The sequence below is a fragment of the Faecalibacterium prausnitzii genome (genome assembly GCF_003324185.1).
In the GTDB taxonomy this organism is placed as follows: Bacteria; Bacillota; Clostridia; order Oscillospirales; family Ruminococcaceae; genus Faecalibacterium; species Faecalibacterium prausnitzii.
On record NZ_PXUP01000004.1, the window covers coordinates 156,947 to 181,235 of the forward strand.

The window sequence follows — 24,289 nt, forward strand, 5'->3', positions numbered from 1 at the left end:
TGACAAACCATGCGCCATGCAGGGAGGGACACCATGTATTCTGTGACCAACAGCTTTGGCCTGAACGGGCTGCGCGGCTTTGCCGTTGCGGTGGAAGCCGATGTTTCCGGCGGGCTGCCCGCGTTTTCCATCGTCGGCCTGCCGGACTCTGCCGTGCGGGAAAGCGCCGACCGGGTGCGCGCCGCCATCAAAAACCTTGGCTTCCGCTTTCCGGACCGGCGCATCACCATCAACCTTGCCCCCGCCGATGTGCGCAAAACCGGCCCGGTGTACGACCTGCCGCTGCTTCTGGCGCTGCTGACCGCCAGCGGACAGCTGGAAGAAGTACCTGCCGATGCTGCCTTTCTGGGCGAGCTTGCACTGGACGGCAGTCTGCGCCCGGTGTCCGGCGTGCTGCCCATGGCGCTTGCCGCTGCCGAGCACGGCATCCGGGCGCTGTACGTCCCGGCAGAGAACGCCGCCGAGGCAGCCGAGGCCTGTGCCGACACCATGACCGTCTATCCCGCCCACACCGCCCGGGAGGTTGTGGAGGCGCTGAAGGGTATCCGTCCCCTCTCCCCTGCCGCCGCCGTCCCCTTTGACCCGGAGGACGCATGGCAGCAGGTGCCGGATTTTGCGGACGTGATGGGGCAGTCGCTGGCGCGGCGTGCCATGGTCATTGCAGCCGCAGGCGGGCACAACGTACTTTTAACGGGTGCGCCCGGCACCGGCAAATCCATGCTGGCAAAGCGCCTGCCGGGCATCCTGCCGCCCCTGACCCGGGAGGAGGCGGTGGAGACGACCAAGATCTACTCCATTGCCGGGCAGCTGCCGCAGGGACGCGGGCTGATCTCTGCCCGCCCCTTCCGCAGCCCGCACCACTCGGCCAGCGCTGCCGCCCTTGCCGGCGGCGGAGCGCAATTCCGCCCGGGCGAGTGCAGTCTGGCCAACTGCGGCGTGCTGTTTTTGGACGAACTGCCGGAGTTTTCCCGCGAGAGCTTAGAGGTGCTGCGCCAGCCGCTGGAGGACGGCCAGATTACCGTGAGCCGCGCCGCCGGAAGCGCCACCTACCCCAGCCACTTTCAGTTGGTAGCCGCCATGAACCCCTGCAAATGCGGCTACTACGGCCACCCCACCCGCGCCTGCACCTGCTCGCCCAGTGCGGTGCGGCAGTACCGCAGCCGGGTGTCCGGCCCGCTTTTGGACCGCATCGACCTGTGCGTGGAGATGGACCCCATCGCCTTTGACGAGCTGCACACCGCCGCGCCCTCCGAGAGCAGCGCCGAGTTACGCAAACAGGTGCTGGCCGCCCGCGCCATTCAGGCCAAGCGCTATGCTGCGCCGGGCTTTAAGGGAGTGCACTGCAACGCCCAGCTGAACGCCGGACAGGTGCGGCGCATCTGCCGCATGACCCCCGGTGCCGAGCAGCTGCTGCGCAGTTCCTACGATGCACTGGGACTTTCCGCTCGGGCGCATGACCGCATTTTGCGGGTCGCCCGCACCGTGGCTGACCTTGCGGGCAAGACCCTGCTGGACGAGGATTCTCTGCTGGAGGCGCTGCAATACCGGGCGCAGGAGAAATTGGACGGATAAGGCAGTCTGCACTCTAAAAATACAACGGAAAGAGGATGGAACACATGAAGCGCGCATACACAAACGGCATCCTTCTGGACGGCACCGAGCAGATGGAGCCGGTACGGGGCAAGGTGCTGCTGACCGAGAACGATAAGATCACCGCCATTGCAGATGCGAGTGTAAGCCTTGACGGCTACGAGGTCATCGACCTGCACGGCGGGTATCTGTGCCCGGGACTCATCAACCTGCACGTCCATCTGGCGGGCAACGGCAAACCCAGCGCAAAGCCCCGGGACAATGCGGCGCTGGTACGCAAGATCCTGAGCAACAGGCTGACCCGCGCCATCGCATACCGGCTGGTATGCAGCTATGCCAAGCTGGAACTGCTGGGCGGCGTGACCACCGTGCGCACCGTGGGCGGCATTGCGGACTTTGACACCCGCTGCCGGGACGACAGCGCCGCCGGAAAGGTGCTGGCACCCCGCATTCTGGCCGCCAACGAGGGCATCTCGGTGCCGGGCGGGCACATGGCAGGCTCGGTGGCGGTAGCGGCACACAACAACGCCGAGGCTCTGGCACAGCTGAAAAAGGCCAGCGAACAGAAGGTAGACCTTGTCAAGCTGATGATCACCGGCGGCGTGCTGGACGCCACCGAAAAGGGCACACCCGGCGAGATGAAGATGCCGCCGGAGATGATCAAAGCCGTCTGCGATGCAGCCCACAAGCTGGGCTACACTGTTGCCGCCCACACCGAATCCCTTGCGGGCGTGAAGGCTGCGCTGGAAAACGGCGTGGACTCCATTGAGCACGGCGCAAAAATGGACGAGGAGACGGTTCGTCTGTACAAGGAGCGGGGCGCATTTCTGTGCACGACCATCTCCCCCGCACTGCCCTATGCGCTGTTTGACACCGCCGTTTCGGGCGCATCAGAAAAAGACCAGTACAACGGAAAGATCGTCTTTGACGGCGTAGTCGAGAGCGCCAAGACCGCGCTGGCAAACGGCATCCCGGTGGGCTTGGGCAACGATGTAGGCTGCCCCTACATTACTCAGTACGATTTCTGGCGGGAGTTGTGCTACTTCCACAAATACTGCGGTGTGAGCAACCGTTTTGCCCTCTACACGGCCACCCTGCGCAACGCGCAGCTGGCGGGCATCGGCGATGTGACTGGCTCTATCGCGCCCGGCAAAAGCGCAGACTTTATCGTAACGCGCGAAAACCCGCTGGAGGATCTGCGGGCTTTGCAACATCTGGAACTGGTGGTCTGCCGTGGCTGTGCCGTGAAAAAGCCCTCCCCTAAGCGCAAAAAAGAAGTGGACGCTCTGCTGGACCCGTATCTCGTGTAAGCAGCCTGTCCAACATATAAAAACGCGAGTGGCCAGAACGACCGCTCACGTTTTTGCAATCAACGGGTTGCATTTTCTCTTTTCCGGTGCCGCCCGGTGTGGTATACTGGAAATGTAGAGGCAAAAATGAAAAGGAGCAAAGTACAAATGAACATTCGTAAAGCCGAAGAAAAAGACATTTCCAGACTGCTTGCACTGCTGGGACAGGTGCTGCAGATCCACGCAGAGATACGCCCGGATATTTTTATTCCCGGTACCACAAAATACACTGTCTGCGAGTTAGCAGAGCTTTTGAAGCAGGAGGACAAGCCCATCTACGTTGCCGTGAACGAGGAGGATGTGTGCATGGGCTATGCCTTCTGTCAGCTGAAGGAGCAGCCTTTTTCCACCAATATGGTGCCCTTCAAGTCACTGTTCATTGATGACCTTTGCATTGACAAGCAGGCGCGCGGGCAACACATCGGGGAAAGCCTGTTTGAATATGTAAAGCAGCAGGCAAAAGCGCTGGGTTGCTACGAGGTGACCCTGAACGTCTGGGCGGGGAACACTTCGGCAGAGCACTTTTATGAAAAAATGGGCATGAAAACCAAGGAACGGCAGATGGAGTATATTCTGTAACTCGGCTTCTTGGTTTCAGGACAAATAATGCATTCTATATCCCCCGGCGGGCAGCTACAAAACGGCTGCCCGCTTTTTTATCGCAACATAAAATCGCCTGCATTGTGGTCAAAGCCAAATGAGGTCAGCTCACAAAAAAGATGTCGATGACTTTATATCTCATAAAAGTCATCGACACCTTTTTAGTTTGCGGTTTATTGCAGCCTAAAATGAATCGTTCGTTAAAATCACAAGTTTCCCCAGTTGATTTTTCGATCCCGATAGAAATACTCTTTGTCGCGTTCGCTGATGGAGCGCAGTACACGGCATGGGTTTCCTACCGCCACTACATTAGCAGGGATGTCCTTTGTCACAACGCTTCCCGTACCGATCACCGTATTATCCCCAATTGTAACACCCGGCACCACGATCACGCCAGCACCCAGCCAGCAGTTGCGTCCAATGCGGATGGGCAGATTGTACTGGTATGCTTTCTCACGCAGTTCCGGCAGGATCGGGTGGTTTGCGGTCGCAAGGACACAGTTCGGGCCGATCATGGTATGCTCCCCGATGTAGATATGGGTATCATCCACGCAGGTCAACCCGAAGTTGGCATAGACATAATCGCTCAAGTGAACGTGCTTTCCGCCCCAATTGGCGTGAAACGGCGGCTCGATCCAGCAGCCTGCGCCGCACTCTGCAAGCATTTCTTTCAAAAGCTTCGCCCGTTTTGCGTGTTCGGAAGGGCGGGTATGATTATAAGCATACAGCCGCTCCATGCAAAGTTCCTGCTCTGCCATGATGGATTCATCCGTTGGGTCGTAGACTTGTTGGCTGTGGATCGCATTTTTTATCGGCATGGTTCTACTCTCCTTATTTATAAGGAATCTTTCTCATTTTTCAGTAGATTCTTCCAGATTCTTTCGGTACTGTGCCGGACTGACACCATACTCTTTCTTGAATACCCGGCTAAAATAGAGTGGGTTATCATACCCTACGATCTCTGCAATTTCTCCAATATTGTATTCGGTGTTCTCCAATAAGCTTTGTGCATTTACCATCCGAAGGGACAGGATGTATTGTGCAGGGCTTATTTTCATGTACAGCTTAAAATTACGGATAAACCAGTTCGTACTGATATGCAGCGATTCTGCGTAATCGTCCACACTGACCTTTGTATTATAATTCTCGTTAAAGTAGGCAGCGGCGGCTTCGATTTCTTCGGGGATGCTTGTAGTTGTTTTCTCGCTTTCCTGCTGTTGCCTGCTTACTAAAAGCAGAATGATGTTGAAGAGAGAAGCAATATAGTCTTCATAGCCATATTCACATTGTTGCAGTTCCCGGATGATCTTTCGGAACAGCATTTTGTAGTCCGGCAGTGTGCCGCTGTAAAAAACGTGCTTGTCCAAGGGTATTCCGTGATAGTTCAGGATGTTTTTGACATCATATCCTGTAAAGTGAATCCAGAACACCTCTGGGTGATCTTCTACATAGTAGACATACTTCTGGATTTCTGTCGGCTGATAAAGCACCATGTGTCCAGAAGTCACCACTTCCTCAACACCATCGAACCAGAAGTGTGCTTTACCAGATGCCACATAGAGGATTTGATAGTCTCTGCGACCCTTTGCCCAAAAAGTAGGTAGCTTAGGGCGTTTTTTCAAGCGATAAGTGCCGCAGCTGCCTACGACCAGCGGCTTTGAGTAATCTTTGAAATCCAAACGGGAGTTGTTCAAATATCCTGAGTTAAAATACATCCCTGCGTCCTCCTCATCTTCAGAGATTTTACAGTGATTTGAGAAATGTTCTATCAAAAAATTACAAACTCTTTGATTTTGTGCATATTTTGTTCCATCTTGTCTATATCTTTTCGTTCCATTAGATTCTATAATATTTTCAGACGAAACGCAAGAGATTTGGGTAACTTGCGTAATGAGAATTCCAGTCTGAAGTGCGCAGCAGATTGGTCACGCCCACACAAAACAAGCAAGATGGGAGAAAGCACAATGACTGAGAAACGTTATCTAAAGTGGTATAATAAAGTCGGCTATGGTTCAGGCGATATTGCAGGCAACGTGGTGTATGCATTCCTGTCCTCCTTCGTCATGATCTATCTGACCAACACCGTTGGCCTGAACCCCGGTATTGTCGGCACTCTGATTGCAGTTTCCAAACTTCTGGACGGTGTGACGGACATTTTCTTTGGTTCTTTGATTGACAAAACGCATTCTAAGATGGGCAAAGCCCGTCCTTGGATGCTGTACGGCTACATTGGCTGTGCCATTACGCTGGTGGCAATTTTCGCCATCCCGACCAATCTGGGACAGTTTGCACAGTACGCATGGTTTCTGATCGCATATACTCTGCTGAACGCTGTATTCTACACTGCCAACAACATTGCTTACTCTGCACTGACTGCTCTCATCACGAAGAACAGTGCCGAACAGGTCGAGATGGGTTCTTGGCGTTTCATGTTCGCCTTTGCCACCAGCCTGCTCATCCAGTCCATCACGCTGGGTGCTGTTACGGCATTAGGCGGTGGTGCTGCCGGTTGGCGCACTGTTGCAATCATCTACGCCATCATCGGTCTGCTTGTCAACACCCTCTCCGTTTTCTCCGTGAAGGAACTGCCGGAAGGCGAATTGGTGGATACCACCGACAAAAAGGAAATCGAGCAGGACGAAAAGTACAATCTGGTTCAGGCTGCAAAGCTGCTGGCTGGTAATAAATATTATATGATGATTTGCGTCACCTACATTTTGCAGCAGATCTACGGTGCCATGATCAGCATGGGCACCTACTATGCAACCTACATCCTTGGCAACCAGAATCTGTTCGGTGTATTCTCTTGGGCAATCAACATTCCTCTGATCATCGCACTGGTGTTCACCCCGACCTTGGTTGCAAAGTGGAATGGAATGTATAAGCTGAATGTAATGAGCTATACTCTGGCAACGATTTCTCGTGCACTGGTTGCTGTAGCTGGTTACATGGGCAGCGGCAATGTGACCTTGATGCTGCTCTTTACTGCAATCGCAGCTCTTGGTCAGGGTCCTTGGCAGGGCGATATGAACGCTGCGATTGCTGCTTGCTCTGAATATACTTGGCTGACGAAGCATAAGCGCGTGGATGGCACGATGTACTCCTGCACTTCTCTCGGTGTGAAGCTGGGCGGCGGTCTGGGTACTGCCATCACCGGCTGGCTGCTGGCAGCAAGCCATTTTGACAGCGCTCTGACCGTTCAGCCGGATTCCTGCATCAATATGCTGAAGATCATGTATCTTGTGATCCCGTTCGCTCTGGATGCCATCATCACCTTCCTTCTCTCTCGTATGAAGGTCGAAGAAGCAAATGAAAAACTGCGTGCAGCAGTCTGATAACAAGCCATTATCATTTCTCCTTCATCTGCTGTTCCCCGGAGGAATCCAGCGATTCCTCCGGGGAGGCTGGAGAAATATTATAAAATTATAAAAGGTAAATGAGGAAATACTATGGCTGCATTTGATTTTGCAAAAGTAAAAGACCCCACTTTTTTCAAGGAAAACGTGCTGAATGCTCATGCAAGTTTCCGTACTTACGCTTCCCGCGAAGAATATCTGGCAGGAGAATCTTCGCTTGCGCTGAAGCTGGACGGTATCTGGAAATTCGCCTACGCAAAGAACTACACCAGTGCCATCCCCGGCTTTGAAAAGACGGATTACGATTGCAGCGGCTGGGATGACATTCATGTTCCGGCACACATCCAGATGGAGGGCTACGACATTCCCCAGTACGCGAATGTTCAGTATCCGTGGGATGGCCGTGAAGAAGTACAGCCGGGCGAGATCCCGCAGTGGTTCAATCCGGTGGCAAGCTATGTAAAATACTTCGAGCTGCCGGAATCCATGCAGGGCAAGCCCGTCCACATCGAGTTCGAGGGTGTGGAAAGCGGCATGGCTCTTTGGCTGAACGGGTCTTATGTGGGTTACACCGAGGACAGCTTCTCCGCACACGCATTCGATCTGACTCCCTATCTCCAGCCGGGCGTGAACAAACTTGCTGTGCAGGTGTTCAAGTGGACTTCCTCCAGCTGGTGCGAAGATCAGGACTTCTTCCGCTTCTCCGGCATCTTCCGCAGTGTGTGGCTGTATGCCATCCCCACCGTGCATCTGGAAGATGTATCCGTCAAAACGCTGTTCGCCGGGGATGATTTTACTCATTCCACGCTGGAAGTTGCATTGCAGGCGGAGGGTAAGGGCGCAGCCCGTCTGACCCTGCGCCGCAGTGAACAGGAAGTGTTCTCCGAAAAAATCGCACTGAACGGCGGCTCTGCGCTGTTCAGCCATGCGGTGGAGAACCCCCACCTGTGGAGTGCAGAGGACCCGGCTCTGTATGAACTGGAAATCGAGCTGCTGGACGATGCAGGCCATCTGGTAGAGGTGACCGGGCAGAAAATCGGTTTCCGCAAGTTCGAGTTGAAGAACAATCGGATGCTGCTCAACGGCAAGCGCATCGTGTTCAAGGGTGCCAACCGTCATGATTTCAGCTCCATTACGGGTCGTGCTGTGGGCGTACACACCCATGAGGAACTGCTTCGGGATATTATCACCATGAAGCAGAACAACATCAATGCCATCCGCACCAGCCATTACCAGAATCAGGATGCACTGTACGACCTGTGCGACGAGTATGGTCTGTATCTGATCGCAGAGAACAATCTGGAATCCCATGGCACATGGGACATTCATCAGGCTGGCATTCGCGGCATTGAGGGCGTTTTGCCCAATGATAAGCCGGAGTGGAAAGCTGTCTTGTTCGACCGCATGAATTCCACTTACCAGCGTGACAAAAACCATCCTGCTGTTCTGATCTGGTCTCTGGGCAACGAATCGTTTGGCGGTGAGACCCTGCTCCAGATGGCAGAGATGGTCCGCCGCTTTGATGACACCCGTCTGGTGCATTACGAAGGTGTGGTCAATGATCCCCGCTTCCTCGAAACCACCGATATCGAGAGCCATATGTACAGCACTGTGAAGGACATTAAAGAGTATCTGGCACAGGGCGATAAGCGGCCTTATATCGAGTGCGAATACTCTCATGCTATGGGCAACTCCAACGGTGCTTTGCACAAGTACACGGAACTTGCCGACCAGAAGGACTGCGGCTATCAGGGCGGCTTTATCTGGGATTACATCGACCAGTCCATCTGGAAAAAAGACCGCTACGGCAAGTGGTTCCAAGCCTACGGCGGCGACTTCGGTGAGCGTCCTACCGACTATAATTTCAGCGGAAACGGCATTGCCTACGGTGGTGACCGTGCTCCTTCTCCCAAGATGCAGGAGGTCAAGTTCTGCTATCAGAACATCGCCGTTTCCATCGACAACACTGGCTTTGAAGTCTGGAACAAGAACCTGTTCACCTCTACGGATGCTTTCGACTGCGTTGCTCTGCTGCATCGTGATGGAAAGTTGTATCAGCAACAGGAACTGACCAATATTGATGTTGCTCCCGAAGAGCGTTCCAGCTTCCCGCTGCCGTTTATGGTCCCTGCGCTCCCCGGTGAATATGCAGTGACCATCAGCTTCCGTTTGAAGGAGGACACCAGCTGGGCAAAGAAAGGCCATGAAGTCGCCTTTGGACAGGGTGTGATCGCTGTGGTCCGTTCCATTCCCAGCAAGAAGGTCACGCCGTTTACCGTTACGCACGGTACACACAACATCGGCGTCCGGGGTGAGAATTTCGATGTTTTGTTCTCCGATCTGAAAGAAGGCGGCCTGACTTCCTACCGCTATGCCGGAAAAGAGATGATTCAGGAGATCCCCCGTCCCAACTTCTGGCGCGCTCCCACCGACAACGACTGCGGCAACAACATGGGCGGCGTTCGCGGTCAGTGGAAGCTGGCAAGCCTGTACGCTACCGTCAAGGGCATCGGCAAGGAGATCCCGTCTGTTCATGGCGGCACTATCCTCCAGAACCCCACCTGCGAGGTGGAAGCCGACAGCGTGGTCGTGACCTATCTCTATAACCTCCAGACCAGCCCCGCAGCAGAGTGCAGCCTGCAGTACCGTGTGTTCGGTGATGGCCGCATCCAGACCACCCTGCACTATGACCCGGTGGAAGGACTTGCAGCAATGCCGGAGTTCGGCGTACTGTTCAAGATCGACGCTGACTACGACACGGTGGAGTGGTACGGAAACGGCCCTGCGGAGACCTACTGGGATCGTCAGCATGGTGCAAAGCTGGGCATTTACCAGAACAAGGTCGCAGACAACATGGCGCAGTACCTTGTGCCGCAGGAGTGCGGTGCAAAGACCGCTGTGCGCTGGGCAAAGGTAGTGGACCGCAAGGGTCGCGGGCTGCTGTTTACCGCAGATGCCGCAAAGCCCATGTTCTTCTCTGCGCTGCCCTACACTCCCCATGAAATGGAGAGTGCCAAGCACCCCTACGAGCTGCCCCCGGTCCATTACACGGTGATTCGTGCCATCGGCGAGCAGATGGGCGTCGGCGGTGATGACAGCTGGGGTGCCAATGTCCACCCGGAGTATATTCCTGATGTGACTAAGCCTGTGGAGTTCACCTTTACGTTCCGTGGCATCTGACCCTCGTTATTAAGACACCTTCGCGTTGAGATAAGGACATCCCTGCATGAGATTCCTATCAAAAGCGAGGGTGTCTTTTTTGGTATCACAAAATCTCAATTCCTGACACCACTATTTATAAGTAGTGCTTCGCTCTATATAAGTAGCGTTGCTATGTCAAAATAATCGTATTCCGCTTTTGTTTAGAGCATTTCTTTGAATGGTTCTCCAAACTTTCTTTAACGTATTGAAGTATACAAATTTTATCATATGCCACCGGTGGATACTTAAATTTTTCAGTAAGTGTTTCACCATCTTACGCATACTCGCACGGGCAGTTTCTTTTTTCTGCAGGTCTATTACGCTCGCATTACTGAATTTCTGCGTTTCCAGCCATCTCCATTGCAGCGTTCGATTGACACAGGTTGAGTTATCGGCAAATACAGCAAACACAACGGGCAGCTCTGGTAACAGAGCTGCCCGTTGTGTTCGTTTATGAAAAGGAGAACTTAGATCTCATACCACTTGATCTCGTTGGCATCCAGATGCAGAGCAAAGCTGCTGCCGTCTGTAGTGTAAACGGTGGTGTCCTGCGGCTCGTACGTGTTGTTCACTACACAATACTTGCCGTTCTTGACGTAGGCGTGAACTTCTACATTATAATTGGAGCTGAACCATGTATGCAGTTCCTCCTCGCTGTGGGCACTCCACAGGATAGCGCGATAAAGGGTGCGGCTGTTGGCAAAACTGTAAGGCACACCGCTGATGTACACGGCACGACCCTTTCCGAAGTCGTGTGCCGCCATCTGCACTTCTTTGTTTCGCTGCACCAGCACCTCGGTGCCCTCAAGGGCGTAGATGTTCTTTTTGCCCTCGCCAAAGTCCACGGGTTGGTCGGCGTCCTGCAAGATAAAGTGGTCGGGGTGCTCCTCCCAGTTGTACTTGTCGTAGTTGAGGGTGAAGCCGTTTTCTTCCTCCACGCCCAGCACGCTGGCAAGCTGGAGAATGTGGCCCTGATACGGGTGACCGGAAGGCTCACCCACGCCGATAAAGCCGCCGCCGTTCCAGACGAACTTGCGGATAGCGGAGGAGATCTCCGGGTCTTCCCACCAGATGCCGCCGGTGTGTGCGGTGTCGGCATCGCCGACATTGATAATGACATCCAACGAATCCAGCAGATGCGGGTCGTTCTTGATATCCTCAAAGCTGATAAACTTCACATCAAAGGGCGCACCGGACAGCATCTCAATGACACCGGCATAGCTATAGTTCTGCTTGTAATAGAGGGCGTGATGCACCATGTGACAGCCCCAAGCCCGCATTTTACCCCAACAGTTCAGCACGGCCACTCGCTTGACACAGTAGGGTGTGGTGCCCTTGATGTTCTCGTACAGTTCGCGGAACTCGTTGCAGACGCTCTCCACGTAGTCCACGAACTCCGGGAACTGCAAGGCCAGTTTCAGATAGCCGCCATAGCCGATGCGGTCGATGGGCTTGCGCAGGATAGCGCGGCGGGCTGTAACCCAGTTCTCCTTGGCTTCCCGCACCGGGTCGCCGCCCTCGTGGAAGGTGTCGGGGAAGAAGTACGGCAGGAAACGGCCCTCGGTGTACTTCACGCCCTCAATGTCAGAGATCAGGCGCAGGGTGGAGCCGTTGCCCACGCTGCCCACTACGGCATCCAGTCCGATGGTCTTGAACTCCGGCATGAAAGGTTCGGTGCCGATCCAGTGATCGCCGAGGAACATCATGGCTTCGCACCCGCACGCATGGGTGATGTCCACCATCTCCTTGGCAAGCTTTGCCACCTCGCGGCGCTGGAAGGCCTGAAAATCCCGGAATTCCTTGCTGGGCACCCGGTACTGGTTGTTATAGTAGCCCTGATCGATGATGTACTCCGGGCGGAACTTGTAGCCCACTTCCTGCTCAAACTGGTTGAGGATGTAGGGGCTGACCGAAGCAGAGTATCCATACCAGTCCACGAACTTCTCCCGCTTCAGCTCGTCGAAGATCAGGGTGAACTGGTGGAAGAAGGTGGTGTAGCGGATGACGTTGACATAGGGGTGCTCTGCGATGAACTTGCGCAGGCGCTCCATGGAATACTTGTGGGTCTTGGGCTGACGCACGTCAAAGGTGATCTGGTGCTCAAAATTCGTCCAGCCGTTGGTGGTAGCGTTGTACATATGCACCGGGTCCCAGATGAGGTAAGCCAGAAAACTGACGGTATACTCATGGAACGGTACGGCCTGTACGGTCACACTGCCGTCGGCGTAGCTCCACTGCTCCGGCGGCACGGGCTGACCGGTAGTTCGATCCATGACCTCCCACCAGCGGGTGATGTCGTCGTTGGTGTTCACCTGCATCAGCTCCGGGCTGATGCCCTTCATCAGCGGGATGGTCACGGTGTCGCCGGGGGCGGTGTAAAAGCCGGTCATGATGTAGCACTGCTGTACCTCATCCGGGTTTGCCTTTGCCCATGCGTTGTCCTTGCGGGTGGTATAGTAGGTGGAGTAGATCTTGGCGTCCGCATCCTTGAGCTGCTGCGGGAAGTCGGTGCCGTCGCAGTCGCGGATGGCGTCTGCACCCCACTTTTTCAGAATTTCCAGCGTTTCGGGCACCACGTCCAAGTCGGTGGGGATGGTCACGCGCCCGGACTTTCTTGTTTCATCCATAGGGATTCTCCTTTACCTCTCTCTTATCCTCAATCCTGATAGGTCGCATTGTAGATGGCCAGCACAGCCAGCAGCAGCGCTACGCCCACCAGCATGATGCCAAGCCCTGCCAGCTGCCCGGTCATTTTCCAGCCGGACACCACCAGCACCAGTGCCAGTACGAACAGCACCAGCATCAGGATCATGCGCAGGGCGGGATGGTTTTTCCAGTATGCTTTCATCGTCTGTCACCTTAACCTTTCAGGCCGCCCACGGTCATGCCCTGCGTCAGCTGCCGCTGCACGCAGATGTACAAAATCAGGGTGGGCAGCATCACCAGCACAAGACCTGCATACATCGTGCCGTACTGGGCGGCGCTCTGCTGCGCCTGCATCAGGTTCAAAAGACCTACCGGCAGGGTGCGGGGTGCCTTGGTGGAGCTCATCAGGGTCATGGAGATGATATACTCGTTCCAGAAGGACAGGAAGTTGAACAGGATAATGGTGATGATGGAGGGCTTTGCCATGGGGAAGATGATGCGGGTCATGGTGGAAAAATAGCTTGCACCGTCGATATAGGCGGCCTCCTCAAAATCGTGGGGCAGGGTGGCAAAGTAGCCCGACAGCAGGTAGATGGTAAAGGGCAGCGCGGTGGCGGCGTATACCACCGCCAGCACCACCAGATTGTTCAGCAGAAAGCCGCTGCCGAAATGGCCTTTCAGCCACACATCGCTGTCTCGCAGCATCAAAAAGATGGGCACCACGATGTAGTTCACGTTGATGAACAGGCCCGCCATGAACAGGGTGTTCAGTACCTTGCACCCCTTGAAGTGGAAGCGGGACAGGCAGTAGGCGGCGGGCAGGGCAACGACCAGCAGCAGTGCCAGCGCCAGCGCGGTGACGATGACCGAGTTGAGCATATATTCGCCCATTTTGGCACCGTTCCATGCGTTGACGAAGTTCTGCCAGTAGAACCCGGCGGGCAGTGCCCACGGGTTGCCGTAGAACTCTGCATTCTGCTTGATGGAGGCCATGAACACCCATGCCACCGGCACGATGATGGTAACGGCCAGCAGAACCAGCACAAAATAGATGAAAAACTTGTACAGACCTTCCGCAGAGCGGGAAGATTTTTCGGTGGTATTCTGCATCTTCTTCCCTCCTTAAAATTCCAGCGGGTCACGGCTGGTGGCCTTGTTGACACAGGCGGACAGCGCAAACGAGAACAGGAAAATGACGACGCCGATGGCCATACTATAGCCATACAGGCCAGCGTCCTTCTGGCTGTACATATAGCTCAGCGCCACATCCGATGCGCCGTTCGGCCCGCCGCTGGTCATGGCCTTGACAAACAGGAACGCCATGTTGATGGTGGAGATAATGAAGAAGGTCAGGGTGGTGCGGATGTTCGTCCAGATGAGCGGGATGGTGATCTGGAAGAACTGGGTCAGCCGCCCGGCACCGTCCAGATTGGCACTCTCGTACAGGCTGATGGGCACGGCAGACATGGAGGCCATATACATGACCATGTAATAGCCCACAGCCTGCCACACCATCGCAATGATGATGGAGGGGATGACCAGTTTTTCACCCTTCCACAGGATGGGGTCGGTCATATCCCGGAACAGACCAATGATGCTGTTCAGCATACCATTTTCCGGCTTGTAGATGGCCGAGAAAATACCGGAGATGACGACCACGGAAAGAATGTTGGGGATGTAGAAGATGATGCGGAAAAAGTTCTGCCCTTTGATCTTCTCCCGGGTGAGGATGGCGGCAAATACCAGTGCAAAGGCGAAGGTGATCAGGGTGACCGTTACCACCAGCAGGATCATATTCTGCATAGAGCGGATGAACTGGGCGTCCCGCAGCAGATGCTGGAAGTTTTTAAGCCCCACAAAGGTCTCGTTGGGAGAATAGGCACCCCGCTCATACAAGCTCATGCGGAACACATTGAGGGTGGGCAGGATCATAAAGATGAAAAACAGGATGGTGGCCGGTGCCACGCAGAGAAACACAAACCGTTTGCGGCTCTTGTCAGATTTCATAGACAAACCGCTCCTTTCTATTGGGATCCCGAAACCACAAAAAGCGGAGGCGGTCAAAACCGCCCCCGCTGGGCAGGGCTCAATTACTCAATGATGTTAGCGCGCATCTGGTCGCTGGCGGACTTGATGCCATCGATCCACTGCTGCTCGGTCATGCTGCCGGAGACCAGCGAGTTGACGGGATCGAAGAACACGGTGCGGACTTCCACGCCGGGGATGGCGCTGAAGGCTGCAAAGTTGCCCATAGCTGCCTTTGCGCCGTTATCATAGATGGAGTAGAACATCTTGTTGTCGCCGTCCAGATCATCGGCAATGCCCAGCACAGGCTGGATCGCACCGCTCTCGGCGAACAGCTTGCAGGCTTCGTCACTATACAGGTACGCCACGAACTGCTTGGCTGCATCCAGATGCTCAGCACCCGCCGGGATCCATGCCTGCTCGAACCAGGTGTAGCTGTAGCTGTCGCCGCCAGCCTTGACAGCGGGCAGGGCGGTCATGCCCCACTCAAAGCCGTCTGCACGGGGTGCTTCGGCCATCTCGCCCACGATCCAGGTGCCGTTGGGCATAAACAGGGCCTTGTTGTCCAGCACCAGCTGCTGGTTCTGGGTAAAGTCCTGATCGTTGGCCTGTGCGGGGGTGATGGGGTTGGTGTAGGAAGCCAGCTTTGTCACGATATCAAAGCAGGTCTTTGCCTCGGGGGTGTCCCAGATGCCTTCTTCGTAGTGGGTAGCCTTGTTGAAGAACTCCGGGCCGCCGGCAGCGTACATCAGCGCATAGAAGAAGGCGTCGAAGTAGCCGGTGGTGGGGTAGGTGAACAGGTAGGTGCCCTCAGCGGCAGCCTTGTCGCCCAGTGCCCACATCTCGTCCCAGGTCTTGGGCACGTCCCAGCCCTTTTCCTTCAGGAAACCGGCGTTGTAGAACAGGCCGCAGGGGCTGTAGAACATGGGAGCCAGATAGGTTTTGCCGTCGCCGTAGGGGTTGGTCAGGGAGGTGTCGGTAAAGCCGCCGGCGATCTTCTCGCTCACCTTCTTGCTCTCGCCGGGCACGGTCATGCTCAGCACATCGGTGATGTCGGCGATCAGGTTGCCCTTGATGAACTGCTCGGTCAGGGCAGCTTCACGGCCGGTGGCCAGATGGACCACGTCGGGGTAGTCGCCGCCCTGCATGGAGGGGCCGATGACGTCCTCCAGCTTCTTGTCAGTGGTCAGGTCTACCTTGATGCCGGTCTGGGCGGTAAAGGCCTCGGCGACCTTCTTCCACATATCAGCGCCGTAGCCGGTCTCGATGGCGGCTACCTTGATGGTAACGTCTGCAGCCGCCGCTGCGGAAGAAGCGGCGGTGGAGGATGCCACGCTGGATGCGGTGGAGCTGGAAGAGCCGCCACAGGCAGCCAGACCCAGTGCAGCGGCGCCAACGCCGGCCGCCTTCAGGAAATTACGACGAGAAATACGATTCATACTGTGTTGCCTCCATCATTTTGTTCCGTTCAAACACAGCCGGGCAAACAGGCTTTGCCCGAAGGACTGTGTGTTTTTCTGCCTCCAATATAAATTCTTTCGCTACCTTGCTCAAGAGGTTTGTTGTTTCATTTTTTATAGATATTGCTTTCTGAAAAATTCTTTCAGCAAAAGTGCTAAATATCTTTTAAAAGTTTCAGCATAATCCCCAACCTGTAACTATTTTGACATATTCCGAAGAGACCTGAGAAACAAAAATATAAAAATTAGCCTAAAATCAGGGCTTGCATTTTTTCTTCATTGCCTCTATAATAAGAAAAAACATACGAAGCAACGCATCGTTTTTAGGCTTGTATTTTTAGTATCTTGTTTTTATTTTTATGTTTTTTGTTCTTCGCCTCAAAAGGAGCCATTTATGAGTACCGAGCGATTTGATATCCGTCATGCTCCCGCTCCACGGGAATCCTTCCGGCTGCTGTACATCAGCAAAAGCAAATTTGGCGGCGATTGGAACAGTACCACCCACACCCACTCCTGCACAGAGCTGTTCTACTGCCTCAGCGGCGAGGGACAGTTCTACCTTGCCGGGCAGCTGTTCCCGGTAAAGCCGGACGATATGGTCATTGTGAACCCGCAGGTGGAGCATACCGAGCTTAGCCTGAACGCCTCGCCCTTGGAGTATATCGTGCTGGGCGTTGCCAGCATGGAGTTTTTGTTCAGCAAGGCGGATACGAACTACGCCATCTTCAATTGCCGGGAGAACCGGGAGCGGATGGTCACGTTGCTGCACATGCTGCTGGCCGAGGCCGACCGCAGCTTAGACGGCTGCGAGACCGTTTGTCAGGACCTGCTGGAGGTACTGCTGATCTGGCTGGTGCGCTGCACCACCATTTCGCTGCAGCTGGAGGAGGCTGCCCCGACCGAGAACCGGGAGTGCGCCGAGATCAAGCGGTATCTGGACACCAACTACCGCGAGGATATCTCGCTGGACCTGCTGGCAGAGCTTGCCCACCTGAACAAATACTATCTGGCCCACACCTTCCAGCGGGAGTACGGCATTTCCCCCATTACTTACCTGAACCGCCGCCGCATTGAGGAGAGCAAGCATATGCTGGGCAACACCGGTTACAGTCTGGCGCAGATCAGCGAGTTGATGGGCTTTTCCTCCCCCAGCTATTTCTCCCAGTGCTTCCGCAAGGCGGAGGGCATGACCCCCAACGAATACCGCCGTCAGACGCGGCAGGGAAAACGCCCCGCCCCGACAAAACGGCATGAAGTATAACGAAAACGAGGAATTTATGATGAAATCCGTTACCCTTTCTCTGCTCCAGTCTGCTGCAAATGCCTTTGATTTTGGCGGGCCTGTGCTCTGCGATGCTCACCACTATGGTGAGGGGCATATCAACGACACCTTTGTGGTCTGGCGGGAAGATCATTCCAAACGCTTTATTTTGCAGCGCATCAACACAGATACCTTTACTAACCCGGTGGGCCTGATGGAGAATGTCTGCGGCGTGACCCGGCATCTGCGGGCGAAAATTCTTGCCGAGGGCGGCGACCCAGCACGGGAAACGCTGAATGTCGTCCCAACTTTGTCGGGGTCGACTTGCTATCTGGATGCAGACGGCGGCGCATGGCGTGCCTACGACTTTGTAGAAGATACCATCTGTTTGCAGCAGGTCGGCAGCGAAACCGACTTCCGCACCGTGGCCGAGACACTGGGCAAATTCCAGAACCAGCTGGAGGATTACCCGGCCTCCACCCTCCACGAAACCATCGCCCGCTTCCACGACACGCCCAACCGCTATGCCAATTTTGAAAAAGCCCTCGCCGCTGATGCACTGGGCCGGGCAAAAAATATCACGTCGGAAATCGAATTTATCCATGCGAGGGAGCAGGACTGCCATGTCCTGCTGGATCAGCTGGCAGCTGGCGAAATTCCTCTGCGCGTCACCCACAATGACACCAAGATCAACAATGTCCTTATCGATGCCGCTACCGGAAAAGGCATCTGTGTCATTGACCTCGACACCGTGATGCCGGGACTTTCGGCCTACGACTTCGGCGATTCCATCCGCACCGGTGCCAACGACTGCGCTGAGGACGAACCTGACCAGAGCAAAGTCCATTTTGACCTGCATCTGTACGAAGTGTTCGCCAAAGGGTATCTCTCCACTGCCGGGGCATCCATGAGCATGGCAGAAAAAAAGAGCCTTGCATGGGGTGCAAGGCTCATGACGCTGGAATGCGGCATCCGTTTTCTGACTGACTATCTGGAGGGCGACCATTATTTCCATATTGCTCGCCCGGATCACAACCTCGACCGTGCCCGCACCCAGTTCACACTGGTGCGGCAGATGGAAGAGGTTTTCGATCAGATGCTGGAAATCGTCTGCCCGGACAATCACTGATTTCGCAATCTCCTCCATTCGGATACAGCAAGAAGCATGGACGCTCTCCTTTTCGGGGGCGTCTATGCTTCTTTTTACAGCTTATCGCTATTGTCTGTGGCTTTTGGCAGGGTGCATCCTATTCAGGGGCGCACCCTATTTTTTTACTATGCTTCATCATTTTCTGCGCGCAGCATCCGGTATCCGACACCAACATGGGTCTGGATCAGATGCGGCGCATCCGGGTATCGTTCCAATTTTTTGCGCAGGGATGCCATGTAAACTCGCAAGGAAGCAATGTCATTTTCCTGCGTACTGCCCCATACTTTCTGCGTGAGGGAGGTATGCGTCAGCACTTTGCCCACATTATGCGCCAACACACACAGCAGCTTGTACTCGATGGGGGTCAAATGCAATTCATTCTCGCTCAGCCAGACGCAGCCTGCCGAGAAGTCGATCTTCAAAGGACCATTGACAAAAACCGGACTATTTATGCCGTCAGAAGCCAGCAGATTCAATCGGCGCTGCGTTACACGCAGTCTTGCCAGCAGCTCATCCACGGAAAACGGCTTTGTCAGATAATCGTCTGCGCCGTTGTCCAGTGCCTCGATCTTATCAGAATCTTCGCTCCGGGCACTCAGGACGATGATGGGCAGGTTCGACCATGTGCGGACGCTGCGGATGACCTCGATGCCGTCTATATCGGGCAGCCCAAGATCCAGCAGCATGATGTCCGGGTTGTGGCTGGTAGTCATCATGATCGCCGTTTCCCCATTGGAAGCAGTCAGATATTTATAGCCGTGGGCTTTCAGGGTCGTTGTGATCAGACACCGTACAGGAACATCATCCTCTACGACCAGAATGGACGGCTTATTCATGAATGTTCACCTCGCTTTGCGGCAATGCAAAGGAAAAGACACTGCCATTGGGAATGTTGTCACGCAGGGTCAATGTTCCGCCGTGAGCCGTCAGGATCGCACGGCAGAGGGGCAAGCCCAGTCCAAGGCTACGGTGGCTGTCTGCGATGCGGCTCTGCCCGGTATAAAACATCTCGAACACCTGTGCTTTTGCGCGATTCGGAATGCCGGGACCGTTATCTGCAACGTCCACTACGACCTGATGGTCTTTCCGGTAAGCCGAAATCTGAATAACCGAGCCTACGGGGGTGTATTTGATGGCGTTATCCACCAGATTGACAACGACCTGCATGATCAGCCGTGCATCCACATTGACCAGGAGGATCTCGTCCCCATACTGTGTTGTGATGGTATGTTCGCAGCTTTTCCGGTTGACATGATGCAGAGCTTCTTCGATCATTTCGTCCATCAGCTGCGGCGAGATCTGCAGATTCATCCGCCCATCCTCAATGCGGGTGATGGAAAGCAGATTTTCCACCAGACCGATCAGCCATTGCGCATCGTCAAAAATATCGGTGCAGATCTTGTTCCGGGTCTCTGTATCCAGCGTTTCTCCGTTGGAAAGCAGATTGCTGGCATTGCCGGAAATGGAGGTCAGCGGGGTGCGCAGGTCATGGGAGATCGTGCGCAGCAGGTTTGCCCGCAGCTCTTCATTCCTTGCCTGCAATGCAGCTTGCTCTTTTTCCAGCGCGTTTCTGCGGTTTTCGATGGCCAGCGCACCTTCGCCCAGAATGGAAAGCAGCACACTGTTTTCAAAGGCATCCAGCGGTTTTTCGGACAGATCGATCCCGATCACTCCAAACACGCCGCCTCCGGTCCGAAGCGCAAGATAAAGCCCCTTTGCATCCGGGTAGCTATCCGTGCCTGCGCCGGAACGCTTTTTGTTGGCAAACGTCCAGTTTGCTGCATCACGTTCTTCCGGTGCAGAAAAGATGTTACACGGCACTTCCCCATCAATCTCAAAAACCTGTTCTGACCCAAGATCTCCGTTTTGTTCCGGGTAAACGATCAAGCTCCGGTTCAGCAGCTTCATCAACTGGGACGCTGTCTGAGAGAGGATTTCTTCCTCGCTTTTTGCTCTCTGTAAAAGCTGATTTGTATCAAACAGTATTTTTGTACGGAACGCTGCCTGCGCAGACATTTTTGCATGATCCTTCAGCCGCGTTGTCAGGGCGCAGGTAATGATTGCAGAGGTCAGCATCAGGGCAAATGTAACCTGATAACCGGGATCATACGCATGGAATGTCAGGTATGGCTCGGTCATGAAGAAATTGTACAATGCTACACTGGCAACGGACCCCAGCACACCGCAGGTGTAGCCGCTGGTAGACAATGCGGTGAACAGCACCCCCAGCATATAGAGCATAATAATATTATAGCGCGCAAAGTCCAGTTGCAAGAAAATGAAGCCGATGAGCGTGATGCAGCTCAGGATGCCTGCGGTGATCAGCAGATCACGGACAGACGGCAGAAGCGGACGGGTGAACAGCTTTTTTCCTGAGCCGTAGCCGTTCTCTGCAGAAGCATCCGGGATGATATAAATATCCAGATTAGGCGCAGTCAGCGTCAATTTTTCAGTCAGTGACGGTCCACTCCAGAAATGGCGGCGATGTACGCTGGAGCGCCCCAGTACGATTTTTGTAATGCCGGAGATGCGGGCAAACTCTGCGATCTGCTGCGGAATGTCATCCCCGTAGATCGTAGAAATGTCGGCACCTGCCTGCTCTGCCATACGAATGTGCTGCTGCAAGCGCCGACAGTCTTCTTTTCCCATCTGATCCGAGTCAGGCGTCCGGACATACAGAGCTGTAAAGGTCCCGCCAAACGCCTTTGCCATCGTTGCTGCCGTCCGCACGATCTTTGCATTGGAGGGAGAGGACGACAGACACGCCAGAATATGTTCAGTGGGTTGGTCGTTCTGATTCATAAAGATCACCTGCCTTGCCCACAGTATAGCACAATTTGATGGTCACGACCACCAGCCACGTCTTTTTCCTTCCTGTCGAAGGATTTCCCGTCGTATGTGATCCAGCGCATCTGCTGCCCGGAAACCACTCAACATGACTCCAAGAACCATCAATAACAAAGCGACATCCATACGATCCGTCCTATCTTTTTAGAGCCGGAAACACTTCTGGATCGATGCGTATTTCCCCAAAACCAGCATACTTTCATCCCGGCACAGCTGCGTATCCGGCGTAATGCTCATATCGAGCTTTCCGTCTTTTTTCAGTGCAAGAATGTTGATGTTATACTTTTTTCGAATATTGATCTCGCCGATCGTGCGATTCATCCATTCCGGCGGAATAGTCACTTCCATGATGGCGTGGTCGTCCTGCAGCTCGATATAATCCAGAATGTGTTCGGAGCTATATCGGATCGCTGCCCACTTTGCCAGCTGCTTTTCCGGGTAGACCACTTCATCCGCACCGTTGCGCAGCAGAAACTTGGCTTGTACATCCCGCTCTGCACGCGAGACCACAAGCTTTGCGCCCAGCTCCTTGAGCAGTGATGTTGTTTCCAACGAACTCTGAAAATTGCCGCCGATGGTTACGATACACACATCAAAATTGCCAACGCCAAGGGAACGCAGAAAGTATTCGCTGGTACTGTCACCGATCTGTGCATTCGTCACATAGGAAAGCACAGCGTTCACACGGTCTTCGTTGCTGTCGATCGCCATGACCTGATGACCCAGCTCATTCAGTTCCTGCGCAATATGGCGGCCAAAACGGCCAAGCCCGATCAAAAGAATCGATTTCATACTTGTCTCCTTTATCCGATTGCGATTTTCTCCTGCGGCAGACGAGAGTGGGCAGGGCTGCTGCCAAATGCCGCATAGATCAACGTCAATCCGCCAACACGTCCTAAAAACATCAGTGCGATCAGCACCCCCTGCGAAAGGATGCCCAACTGCGGCGTGATGCCCAATGTCAGACCTACCGTTGCCACAGCCGAAGCAGTCTCATACAAACAGACCGACATCGGCAGCTGCTCTGCCGTAGCAATGACAAAGGCTCCGAGGAAAAACAGCGTCAAATACATCCCTGCAATCGTGGCAGCATTCTTGACCGCAGAACTATCTATGCGCCGCCCGAAAAATTCCGCATCTTCTCTGCGGCGGAAGGTCGCCCACATATTGGCCAGCAGAACGGCAAATGTTGTGGTTTTCATGCCGCCTGCCGTGGAGCCGGGCGAACCGCCCAACAGCATCAGAACCACCATCAATGCCTGTGAAGTGCTGCCCATCGCAGCAAGATCGGCGGTGTTAAAGCCGGCAGTACGAGGGGTAACGGATTGGAACATCGACAATAAAATGCGCTGCCGGGCAGAGCCGGCCGTGAACTCGAAGCAATAAAAGTACAGCGACGGCAGTACCAGAAGAAACGCCGTTGTGACAAGGATCACCTTGCTCTGCATCCGATAACGGTGAAAATCAAGGCGGTATGTACAAATGTCCTCCCATGTCAGAAAGCCAAGGCCGCCAAAGACGATCAGGGCCGCGATCACTGTGGTAAGCAATGGGTCACCTGCATACCGTGTCAGCGAAACAAATTTTGCATCCTCTGTTCCCAGCAGGTCAAAGCCGGCATTGCAGAACGCCGAAATGGAATGAAACAGTGCATACCAGATCCCGCGCAAACCATAATCGGCGCAAAATGTCGGCAGCAGCAGTGCAGCACCGGCCAATTCAAACAGGGCGGTGATCCGCAGAATAAAGCCTGTCAGCCGCACGATGCCGCCCATCTGTGGGGCAGCGGTGGCTTCCTGCATCGTGCTACGCTGCTTGAGGGAGATCTTTCGCCCGGAAAGCAGCGCAAAGGCAGCACCCACCGTAATGACGCCCAATCCTCCGATCTGGATCAGAAGAAGGATCACACTCTGCCCGAATGCCGACCAGTAGCTGCCGGTATCCTGTACCACCAGTCCGGTCACACAAAGGGCAGAGGTGGAAGTAAACAGCGCCTCATGGAACGGTGTAACGCACCGCTGCTGTGCAGCGATCGGGAGCATCAGAAGCAATGCGCCCACCAGATCAACTGCCGCAAACCCTGCAATAATGACCTGAAAAGAAGAAAAACGGTGCTGCCTGTAACGAGGATATTGAATCATAAAAGCTCCTTTACCTATCCGTGTGCATAAAGATTAGCATGGAATAGATAAAAGAGTCGTAAAGAAAATTGTAGAAGTATAAAGATTCCATTAAAATTGATCGGGCAACACCAAATAACAAATGCTGGACATCACCAGTTAAAAAAAACAGTAATATCCAGCATTCATTCAGATTTCTAACCCATGGCTCCCGGCCGCATTCTTCAAATATTCTTCCGGCTCGCTATCCAGAATCAAATTCGCGTAGCCCAGCGGATCATTGTAGATGAGGTAGTCTAACTCCGACCTCTGCGCCATGGTCGCATCCAACGCATCCTCGACCCCGGTGCAGTCGATGGAAATTTTTCTCCCGTTCAGGAGCAGAAGCTCCACGCATCCGGTGTCCATGTTGAAATGACAAACTCTTGCATCGTAGCCTAGAATTCTTCCCTCGTGGAAGAGCCCTAGGCTATCTTTTTTGTTATAAAAGTGTTTGGAACAAACGCGCCGCCTGCATCGGCACGATGCAGAACAAATGGGGTTTGGGCATAGCCCAACAAGCATTTTTGCAAAGCAAAATAGCATTTGTATAGACGAATGCCCTGCTGGTACAATGTCATCGATGAAACAAAAATAGTTTCATCACAGACGGTTATATGGTTGTGCCGATTTCCAAAACATAGT

General features: G+C 54.2%; 19 protein-coding genes and 2 pseudogenes. 7 read left to right on the forward strand and 14 right to left on the reverse strand.

What is annotated here, in order from left to right:
• Window positions 1–33: 33 nt before the first annotated feature.
• From C7J97_RS04455 to C7J97_RS04465, 3 genes are all read left to right on the forward strand, one after another.
• On the forward strand, window positions 34–1,572 hold the full coding sequence (locus tag C7J97_RS04455) for a YifB family Mg chelatase-like AAA ATPase (protein ID WP_113992148.1): 1,539 nt from the start codon (window positions 34–36) through the stop codon (window positions 1,570–1,572).
• 44 nt (window positions 1,573–1,616) lie between these two features.
• Entirely contained in the window at window positions 1,617–2,900 is a 1,284-nt protein-coding gene (locus C7J97_RS04460) for an amidohydrolase family protein (RefSeq protein ID WP_113992149.1), read from the forward strand.
• A 147-nt stretch (window positions 2,901–3,047) separates the two neighbouring features.
• Window positions 3,048–3,518: a GNAT family N-acetyltransferase gene (locus C7J97_RS04465; RefSeq protein ID WP_181823388.1), complete on the forward strand. Its 471-nt coding sequence runs from the start codon at window positions 3,048–3,050 to the stop codon at window positions 3,516–3,518.
• A 227-nt stretch (window positions 3,519–3,745) separates the two neighbouring features.
• Here C7J97_RS04465 and C7J97_RS04470 read toward each other — a convergent pair whose 3' ends face one another.
• Both C7J97_RS04470 and C7J97_RS04475 read right to left on the reverse strand, forming a co-directional pair.
• The gene (locus tag C7J97_RS04470; protein WP_113992151.1) at window positions 3,746–4,357 is read right to left on the reverse strand and encodes a sugar O-acetyltransferase; all 612 of its coding nucleotides are present in this window, start codon (window positions 4,355–4,357) and stop codon (window positions 3,746–3,748) included.
• A 33-nt stretch (window positions 4,358–4,390) separates the two neighbouring features.
• Window positions 4,391–5,254 (reverse strand): helix-turn-helix domain-containing protein, encoded by an 864-nt coding sequence (locus C7J97_RS04475; protein ID WP_113992152.1) that lies wholly within the window; start codon window positions 5,252–5,254, stop codon window positions 4,391–4,393.
• A gap of 249 nt (window positions 5,255–5,503) precedes the next feature.
• Between C7J97_RS04475 and C7J97_RS04480 the strand changes: the two genes are divergently transcribed.
• Window positions 5,504–6,874, forward strand: coding sequence for an MFS transporter (locus C7J97_RS04480; protein WP_113992153.1), 1,371 nt, complete (start codon window positions 5,504–5,506; stop codon window positions 6,872–6,874).
• Between the two features lie 114 nt (window positions 6,875–6,988).
• Window positions 6,989–10,075 carry a beta-galactosidase, LacZ type gene (gene lacZ / locus C7J97_RS04485; RefSeq protein WP_113992154.1) on the forward strand — a complete coding sequence of 1,029 codons (3,087 nt, stop codon included), beginning with the start codon at window positions 6,989–6,991 and terminating at the stop codon, window positions 10,073–10,075.
• A 151-nt stretch (window positions 10,076–10,226) separates the two neighbouring features.
• Here the strand turns inward: lacZ and C7J97_RS15610 are convergent.
• The 6 genes and pseudogenes from C7J97_RS15610 to C7J97_RS04510 form a co-directional block, all read right to left on the reverse strand.
• Window positions 10,227–10,414, reverse strand: a pseudogene (locus C7J97_RS15610) (type I restriction enzyme endonuclease domain-containing protein); the annotation flags it as partial.
• A gap of 149 nt (window positions 10,415–10,563) precedes the next feature.
• Window positions 10,564–12,723: a 1,3-beta-galactosyl-N-acetylhexosamine phosphorylase gene (gnpA, locus tag C7J97_RS04490; RefSeq protein ID WP_113992155.1), complete on the reverse strand. Its 2,160-nt coding sequence runs from the start codon at window positions 12,721–12,723 to the stop codon at window positions 10,564–10,566.
• A 29-nt stretch (window positions 12,724–12,752) separates the two neighbouring features.
• Entirely contained in the window at window positions 12,753–12,944 is a 192-nt protein-coding gene (locus C7J97_RS04495) for a DUF6903 family protein (protein WP_097793535.1), read from the reverse strand.
• An 11-nt stretch (window positions 12,945–12,955) separates the two neighbouring features.
• The gene (locus C7J97_RS04500; protein ID WP_005926924.1) at window positions 12,956–13,852 is read right to left on the reverse strand and encodes a carbohydrate ABC transporter permease; all 897 of its coding nucleotides are present in this window, start codon (window positions 13,850–13,852) and stop codon (window positions 12,956–12,958) included.
• A 12-nt stretch (window positions 13,853–13,864) separates the two neighbouring features.
• Window positions 13,865–14,749, reverse strand: coding sequence for a carbohydrate ABC transporter permease (locus C7J97_RS04505; RefSeq protein ID WP_015538309.1), 885 nt, complete (start codon window positions 14,747–14,749; stop codon window positions 13,865–13,867).
• 83 nt (window positions 14,750–14,832) lie between these two features.
• Window positions 14,833–16,206, reverse strand: coding sequence for a carbohydrate ABC transporter substrate-binding protein (locus tag C7J97_RS04510; RefSeq protein ID WP_015538308.1), 1,374 nt, complete (start codon window positions 16,204–16,206; stop codon window positions 14,833–14,835).
• 415 nt (window positions 16,207–16,621) lie between these two features.
• Between C7J97_RS04510 and C7J97_RS04515 the strand changes: the two genes are divergently transcribed.
• Both C7J97_RS04515 and C7J97_RS04520 read left to right on the forward strand, forming a co-directional pair.
• A complete protein-coding gene (locus tag C7J97_RS04515; RefSeq protein ID WP_015538307.1) occupies window positions 16,622–17,488 on the forward strand; it encodes a helix-turn-helix domain-containing protein in 867 nt (288 codons plus the stop codon).
• Between the two features lie 19 nt (window positions 17,489–17,507).
• Window positions 17,508–18,617 (forward strand): phosphotransferase enzyme family protein, encoded by a 1,110-nt coding sequence (locus C7J97_RS04520; RefSeq protein WP_015538306.1) that lies wholly within the window; start codon window positions 17,508–17,510, stop codon window positions 18,615–18,617.
• A gap of 146 nt (window positions 18,618–18,763) precedes the next feature.
• On the opposite strand, the gene C7J97_RS04525 is transcribed toward C7J97_RS04520, so the two are convergent.
• The 6 genes and pseudogenes from C7J97_RS04525 to C7J97_RS15180 all read right to left on the reverse strand — a co-directional run.
• Window positions 18,764–19,474: a response regulator gene (locus C7J97_RS04525; RefSeq protein WP_097779998.1), complete on the reverse strand. Its 711-nt coding sequence runs from the start codon at window positions 19,472–19,474 to the stop codon at window positions 18,764–18,766.
• Window positions 19,467–21,245 (reverse strand): ATP-binding protein, encoded by a 1,779-nt coding sequence (locus C7J97_RS04530; protein ID WP_242983434.1) that lies wholly within the window; start codon window positions 21,243–21,245, stop codon window positions 19,467–19,469. Before C7J97_RS04530 ends, C7J97_RS04525 begins: the two co-directional genes overlap by 8 nt.
• A gap of 384 nt (window positions 21,246–21,629) precedes the next feature.
• Window positions 21,630–22,277 carry a potassium channel family protein gene (locus C7J97_RS04535; RefSeq protein ID WP_005926948.1) on the reverse strand — a complete coding sequence of 216 codons (648 nt, stop codon included), beginning with the start codon at window positions 22,275–22,277 and terminating at the stop codon, window positions 21,630–21,632.
• Between the two features lie 11 nt (window positions 22,278–22,288).
• On the reverse strand, window positions 22,289–23,626 hold the full coding sequence (locus tag C7J97_RS04540) for a TrkH family potassium uptake protein (RefSeq protein WP_113992158.1): 1,338 nt from the start codon (window positions 23,624–23,626) through the stop codon (window positions 22,289–22,291).
• A 168-nt stretch (window positions 23,627–23,794) separates the two neighbouring features.
• Entirely contained in the window at window positions 23,795–24,049 is a 255-nt protein-coding gene (locus C7J97_RS04545; RefSeq protein ID WP_278320569.1) for a DUF6061 family protein, read from the reverse strand.
• 20 nt (window positions 24,050–24,069) lie between these two features.
• A pseudogene (locus C7J97_RS15180) lies at window positions 24,070–24,289 on the reverse strand (hypothetical protein); the annotation flags it as partial.

What these genes read in the sequence shown, in the direction of transcription:
- C7J97_RS04455 (WP_113992148.1), top strand. Translation starts at nt 34, where the DNA reads ATGTATTCTGTGACCAACAGCTTTGGCCTGAACGGGCTGCGCGGCTTT.
- C7J97_RS04460 (WP_113992149.1), top strand. Translation starts at nt 1,617, where the DNA reads ATGAAGCGCGCATACACAAACGGCATCCTTCTGGACGGCACCGAGCAG.
- C7J97_RS04465 (WP_181823388.1), top strand. Translation starts at nt 3,048, where the DNA reads ATGAACATTCGTAAAGCCGAAGAAAAAGACATTTCCAGACTGCTTGCA.
- C7J97_RS04470 (WP_113992151.1), bottom strand. Translation starts at nt 4,357, where the DNA reads ATGCCGATAAAAAATGCGATCCACAGCCAACAAGTCTACGACCCAACG.
- C7J97_RS04475 (WP_113992152.1), bottom strand. Translation starts at nt 5,254, where the DNA reads ATGTATTTTAACTCAGGATATTTGAACAACTCCCGTTTGGATTTCAAA.
- C7J97_RS04480 (WP_113992153.1), top strand. Translation starts at nt 5,504, where the DNA reads ATGACTGAGAAACGTTATCTAAAGTGGTATAATAAAGTCGGCTATGGT.
- lacZ (WP_113992154.1), top strand. Translation starts at nt 6,989, where the DNA reads ATGGCTGCATTTGATTTTGCAAAAGTAAAAGACCCCACTTTTTTCAAG.
- gnpA (WP_113992155.1), bottom strand. Translation starts at nt 12,723, where the DNA reads ATGGATGAAACAAGAAAGTCCGGGCGCGTGACCATCCCCACCGACTTG.
- C7J97_RS04495 (WP_097793535.1), bottom strand. Translation starts at nt 12,944, where the DNA reads ATGAAAGCATACTGGAAAAACCATCCCGCCCTGCGCATGATCCTGATG.
- C7J97_RS04500 (WP_005926924.1), bottom strand. Translation starts at nt 13,852, where the DNA reads ATGCAGAATACCACCGAAAAATCTTCCCGCTCTGCGGAAGGTCTGTAC.
- C7J97_RS04505 (WP_015538309.1), bottom strand. Translation starts at nt 14,749, where the DNA reads ATGAAATCTGACAAGAGCCGCAAACGGTTTGTGTTTCTCTGCGTGGCA.
- C7J97_RS04510 (WP_015538308.1), bottom strand. Translation starts at nt 16,206, where the DNA reads ATGAATCGTATTTCTCGTCGTAATTTCCTGAAGGCGGCCGGCGTTGGC.
- C7J97_RS04515 (WP_015538307.1), top strand. Translation starts at nt 16,622, where the DNA reads ATGAGTACCGAGCGATTTGATATCCGTCATGCTCCCGCTCCACGGGAA.
- C7J97_RS04520 (WP_015538306.1), top strand. Translation starts at nt 17,508, where the DNA reads ATGAAATCCGTTACCCTTTCTCTGCTCCAGTCTGCTGCAAATGCCTTT.
- C7J97_RS04525 (WP_097779998.1), bottom strand. Translation starts at nt 19,474, where the DNA reads ATGAATAAGCCGTCCATTCTGGTCGTAGAGGATGATGTTCCTGTACGG.
- C7J97_RS04530 (WP_242983434.1), bottom strand. Translation starts at nt 21,245, where the DNA reads ATGGCAGAGCAGGCAGGTGCCGACATTTCTACGATCTACGGGGATGAC.
- C7J97_RS04535 (WP_005926948.1), bottom strand. Translation starts at nt 22,277, where the DNA reads ATGAAATCGATTCTTTTGATCGGGCTTGGCCGTTTTGGCCGCCATATT.
- C7J97_RS04540 (WP_113992158.1), bottom strand. Translation starts at nt 23,626, where the DNA reads ATGATTCAATATCCTCGTTACAGGCAGCACCGTTTTTCTTCTTTTCAG.